Origin of the sequence: Kitasatospora sp. NPDC004669, assembly GCF_040609455.1 — a bacterium.
In the GTDB taxonomy this organism is placed as follows: domain Bacteria; phylum Actinomycetota; class Actinomycetes; order Streptomycetales; family Streptomycetaceae; genus Kitasatospora.
The window spans coordinates 1-5,249 of record NZ_JBEXKB010000170.1; the positions used below are offsets into that span (position 1 = coordinate 1).

Consider the following 5,249-nt stretch of genomic DNA (forward strand, 5'->3'; position numbering starts at 1 on the left):
CTTCCCATGTGAGCGGACTCACGGTTTATGTCCTGATTTGTCCGATTTGTTGGTCACTGACCGAACCGCCACCGACACCCCCAGTGCAGACGATCCCCCCGGACCGAGACCCGCATCACACTCGAATAGGAGAACGGCGTGCCCGCGCCGGACCGAGCATCCGCCGGAGCCGGGGCCGAGGCCTCGCCGGAACGGCGGGCACCGCCACGCGCGGGCGACGAGCCACTCCCCCTCCGGCAGCAGCCCCACAGCAGGATCTCCCCGGGGTCCGAGCCCCGAGGCCGAGCCGCACCGCCCGGTCGCGCGGCCGGGGCGTGAGGGCGGGGCGTGAGGGCGGGATGCTCAGGCGACGCCGGTGGACGAGGGCCGACCGACCTGGAGGTGGTAGTCCGCGGCGGTGGCGAAACCGCCCGCGCCGCCCCGCAGGCTGAGCTCGTGGCGGCCGGGGGTGAGTGGCTTCAGCCGCACCCACAGGCCGCACGCGTACTGGTAGGCCTTCCCGGAGCCGGCGGTGAAGGGGTTGCCCTTGACCGCGTCGAACCCGATAGGGGTCGAGTCGATCGTCTCGACGGTGAGTGCGCGTCCGTCCAGGGTGGCGCCGCCCCGGCGGCGTTCATGAAGTCCAGGCAGTCGCCCCGGTCGCCGATCATGTTCATCGTCGTTCCCCGGCCCGCACGCCGTGGCCGGCACGGTGGCCACAGCGGCCGAGACCACGACGACTGCGGCTCTGCGACCGGCCCGGCCTGGTACCGGGCACGTGGCGTCAGCCGAGCCAGACGATGTCGATGACGTGCAGGCGGCCCGCCGGCCGGTTGACGAGGTAGACCAGGCTGAGCTGGCCGATCGAGGCGGAGCGGATGTCCTCGCCCTCGACGTCGGTGGCGTCCCATTGGGGCCATCCCCAGGGAGTGCGGGAGGCGATATCGAGCAGGTCGGCAACCATCTGCCGGGCATGTGGGGGGAGTTCGGCGAAGGTCTTGGCCGCCTGTGGGGACAGGCGCGCGGGCCAGACCCGGTCGCTCACTGGCCGTTCCCCATGAGCTCAGCCAGGTCGACGCCGTCCTCGTCGTTCATTCCTGCGGCGATGAAGTCGTCGACGGCCGGTGCGGTGTCCAGCTTGGCCCGCCAGGTGCGGACGACCTCGTGAAGGGGAGAGAGGTCGTAGGTCTGCCGGGAGTCCTCCAGCGCCTTGGCCCAATCCCGTTCGAAGGCGGGCAGCCACCGGGCCGAACGTTCGGGCCGCTCGGCCCGGATGCGGGCCAGCAGCTCGGCAGCGGCCCGCGGGGCGGGGGCCGGCGGCGGGGCGGGAAGGTGGTCGGGCTGGGCGCTCATCGAATCCTCCACTTCGTCGTCGGTCACGGTACGGCAATCGGTGCGCACGGTGACGGGCATCGGCCGACACTGTCCCATCCCGGGCCCGGCCGGGCGCAGGCAGCAGCGGGTGTGGCACGGGGCAGCCTTACCGCACGGCACCCCGCTGCGGCGCGTGCGGCTGACGGGTGCTCAGGCCGGCCTGGAGTTGCCGACGTGGTCCGGCCGGCGTGGTCCGCTACCGGGCCGGCACCGGGCGAGCCGACGGTACACGGCCGTCCTATCGTGTTCGGAGGGGCGAACATGCCGAGGAGCTGCCATGGCTACAGCGAAATGGTTCTTCGAATCAGGTCACACTGCGGCGGAGTTCAGCGTCAGACACATGATGGTCACCTACGTACGCGGACAGTTCAAGAACGTGCGCGGCTTCCTGGTGGTCGACCCGGACGCCCCGGAGAAGGCCCAGGTCGAGGCGACGATCGACGCGACGCAGGTGTACACCGGGCAGCCCGACCGCGACACCCACCTGCGCAGCGCCGACTTCTTCGATGTCGAGCACTATCCGACCTGGACGTTCACCGGCTCTCGCATCCGCCAGGTGAGCGCGAACGACTTCGAGGTGACGGGCGACCTCACCATTCGCGGATCGACACGCACCGTGACATTCGATGTGACGTATCTGGGACAGTGGGACACTCCGTGGTGGGAGGACGGCCGGGATCTCGGTCCACGGCGCCGGGCCGGATTCGTCGCCAGATCACGCATCAACCGCCACGACTTCGGTGTGAGTTGGAACGACGTGGTCGACCGAGGTGGTGTCGTCGTGGGCGACATGGTCGACGTCACGGTTGATGTCGAGGCAGTCCTCGAGCCCACTGCGACGGCAGGTTGACGGCAGGCTGACGACCGCCGCTCCCCCGACCATCCCGCCGCCGGCGGCGAGGCGCAGCGAGGCGTTCACGGACAGGGACTTGCCGCTGCCGGCGGCGCCGGCGATGCACATCATCGCCCGGCCGGCGGGCGGGTGGGGAGCCCGCGACCGTGACGGATCCCTCTCCTTTCCCCATCCCCACCCGCTTCGGCGGCGGACGAGACCGTGCCGCAGTCGTCATCCCCGGTGTCGGGTACTCGCCGGCAAGGCCTCTGCTCCACTTCGCCCGCGCTGTGCTCCTCCAACACGGCTGGACGGTCCAGGAGTTGTGGTGGAGGATCCCGGACGAGTTCTCCCGGTTGGCCTTGGTTCGCGGGTGGGCGGGGACGGTCGTGCCGGTTCAGGTGACGGGCCGGGGCAGGGCCTGTGGCCGGGCGAAGGCGGTGGCGGGGCCGTGGTGCCAGGGCCAGGTGGCGGCGATCCGCAGGTGCAGGCGCCGGGCGCCGCGGCTCAGGTCCAGGCGATGAGGCCGATGGCGGCCGGGGACGGTTCCAGCGATGGCACCGAACCCCGCATCGCAGTCACCAGGGCAGCCGGTCGCGGACTCCCGCTTCCTTCTTCCTTCATCCCGCCGCCGAGTGATCACCGCTGAAGACCTCAATGGCTGCGCTGATCAAGCACTTGCAACGGCCGCATCATTTCATTGTCCTCATGGTCAATAATGTGACAGTGCCAGACGTACCGTCCCGCAATGCCGAAGCGAACCTTGACGCGGGTGATATAACCCGGCAATGTGATCACGGTGTCCTTATATCCGCCTTCCCCCGGTTGCGGGGGTGACGGCGTGCCGCCCGCGATTGCCTGGCGGTCGAGGACCTGGAATCCGATCTGATGGATGTGGATAGGGTGTGCGTCGCTGGTGAAGTTGTACAGTTCCCAGATTTCGGTGTCGTCCTTCACCGGCGTCTCGGTGACCGGGTCCGACCACTGGAGCGGGGTGGCTGAGCCGCTTGGCGTAACTGTGCCAAGCGTGTCCATCGTGGGCGCGCCGGTGAAGTACGCGGAGTCCTCTTCGTTGAGTGATAGCTTCCGGACCGCCCGGCTCTCGGGAAGCGCCGGGATCGGAGGAAGCACGATCTGTGACGGCGGGACACTGGTGTCGGTGGAGGCAAGGGGAACGACAGTGAATTTCATGACCTGCCCTGTGGTCGTGACATTCGCTGGCGTGAAGTCGATGACCGGCGCGCCGCCGCCGTACGCCTCGTCCGGGCCTTCATTGATCAAGTAGAGCGCGGTGCCAACGGAGACGCCGGTGAAGTCGACCACCACGTCGGCGCGCTCTGCGGGGGCCAATAGGAGTTGATCCAACCGGACCGGGGCCGGCAGGAATCCCTGGTCGTTTCCGATCTGCCAGAAGGGCAATGCGGGGCTGACGGGGCGGGGGGCCGTGGCGTCGGCCGCGATCTTCAAGATGAGAGTACGGGCGTTGCTTGCGTTGAGGATGCGCAGGCGGTACCGCCGCGGTTCCACGTCGAGTGCCGGCCAGGTGTTCCCGTTGACGACCATCGTGGTGCCGAAGAACTCCGGGTTCCAGATCGGCGGAACATCGGTAGCGGGGATCCATGGACCGTTCGGCGGGGTGTCCCCGAAGGATCCGCGACTGCTGGGGAAGAACACCGACCCGTCCGCATTGAAGGACTTGTCCTGAACCACCAGGGGGATTTCGTAGGGGTGGGCACCGTGCGCACCGTCTCGCCCCGATGCCGGCCCGGGAAGTACTCCCGGGGGGAGATCAGCGGGTCCGCCCCGCAGCAGGTAGAAACCGGCAAGGCCCGCGTAGACATTCACCCGGGTCATGCCCAGAGTGTGGTCGTGGTACCACAGAGTCGTGGGGCGCTGATCATTGCTGTACGCGAACGTTGCCGACCCGGGGCGCCAGCGGACGCCGTAACGGTCACGGAACTGCTCGGCGAACCGATCGTAATAGGTACCTACGCGAGCATAGTCACGAGGAATATCACGGGATGCCGGCAGGTACCAGGCTTCGGGGTATCCGTCGCTCTCTTCCCGACTGTACCCACCGTGCAGATGGGTCACGATGGGCACCGGTCCCGTGTACGGCCCGGGAGTGGTCGAGAAGGTGGGCCGCGAATCACGTCCGGCCCTTCCGCCAGGAGGGTTCGCCCAATGCAACGTGGGGTCCACAGCGCACAGATGGGGCAGGTAGAGGCCGCGCGAGGTGACGAGGTCGTTGACCCATGTCACGGAGATCGGCCGATCCACACGGGCTTCGATGGTCAGGCCCGGCGTGTGAAATGATTGCTCGTGGCCCACAGCTCCGTAACCCCAGACCGTGGTGGCCGGCATCCCGATCGGCAGCATTTGCTGTCGGAACTGACGGATCGCGATGCGGTAGGAGTCCCGGCCCTCGCTGGGCATTTTGCCGAGAAGAAATAGCGGCGTTCTGTACTTGGGTACGGATGACGGATCGAGCGCGCCTCCCGATGGCGGTGAAGGATGCGGGTGGCGCCGACCGTGTCGAAGAGCATCCGACCCGGATGGAGAATTGACCGCGTAGGCGTGCCCGTCCGCAAGTACGCCGGCAAAACCTACGGCACCGACTGCCGCAACCGTGGTTCTGAGCAGCTCGCGTCGACTCGGCGGAGAATTCTCAGCGACATCAGCAGCCTGCGAATTCCCCAGAGGATCGGTATCCTTGATCACGCTCGAATGATATGCGCACGCCATGGAGCGCGGCGTTATTTCCGCCGGTCGACATGCCCTGCCCCTTAAAGTCCGATCTTTGGACTATTACTGCAGTGGCAGATCTTCCTTCCCGCGATCGGCACCGCTTCCCGCAGTAGCGAGGGAAGTCGACCGCGAGGATCCACTCGAAGGGTCTGCACAACCGCGAGAGGGCCTGTGTCCGCGCGGATGCGCGGGCACAGGCCCTCGTGGGTCACCCCGGTGGTCCCTGTCCGATCCCCGGGGCGAGGGGGAACCGAGGGGCCGGTTTAGTACCAGTGGTGGGTCTGCCAGAACGCCCAGGCGGCGTTCGGGCTGCCGT

The 5,249-nt window shown here is 67.8% G+C and carries 5 protein-coding genes; 1 reads left to right on the forward strand and 4 read right to left on the reverse strand.

Annotated elements, in window-relative coordinates; translation table 11 throughout:
• Nucleotides 1-342: 342 nt before the first annotated feature.
• The 3 genes from ABZW30_RS46425 to ABZW30_RS46435 form a co-directional block, all read right to left on the reverse strand.
• Nucleotides 343-699 (reverse strand): hypothetical protein, encoded by a 357-nt coding sequence (locus ABZW30_RS46425; RefSeq protein ID WP_355677394.1) that lies wholly within the window; start codon nt 697-699, stop codon nt 343-345.
• Between the two features lie 64 nt (nt 700-763).
• A complete protein-coding gene (locus ABZW30_RS46430; RefSeq protein WP_355677395.1) occupies nt 764-1,024 on the reverse strand; it encodes a hypothetical protein in 261 nt (86 codons plus the stop codon).
• Nucleotides 1,021-1,332: a DUF6247 family protein gene (locus ABZW30_RS46435; protein WP_355677396.1), complete on the reverse strand. Its 312-nt coding sequence runs from the start codon at nt 1,330-1,332 to the stop codon at nt 1,021-1,023. Before ABZW30_RS46435 ends, ABZW30_RS46430 begins: the two co-directional genes overlap by 4 nt.
• Nucleotides 1,333-1,630: 298 nt before the next feature.
• On the opposite strand from ABZW30_RS46435, the gene ABZW30_RS46440 reads away from it, so the two are divergent.
• Complete coding sequence (locus ABZW30_RS46440) at nt 1,631-2,203, forward strand: YceI family protein (protein ID WP_355677397.1); 573 nt, start codon at nt 1,631-1,633, stop codon at nt 2,201-2,203.
• A 636-nt stretch (nt 2,204-2,839) separates the two neighbouring features.
• Here the strand turns inward: ABZW30_RS46440 and ABZW30_RS46445 are convergent.
• Nucleotides 2,840-4,906, reverse strand: coding sequence for a multicopper oxidase (locus ABZW30_RS46445; RefSeq protein ID WP_355677398.1), 2,067 nt, complete (start codon nt 4,904-4,906; stop codon nt 2,840-2,842).
• Nucleotides 4,907-5,249: the final 343 nt, after the last annotated feature.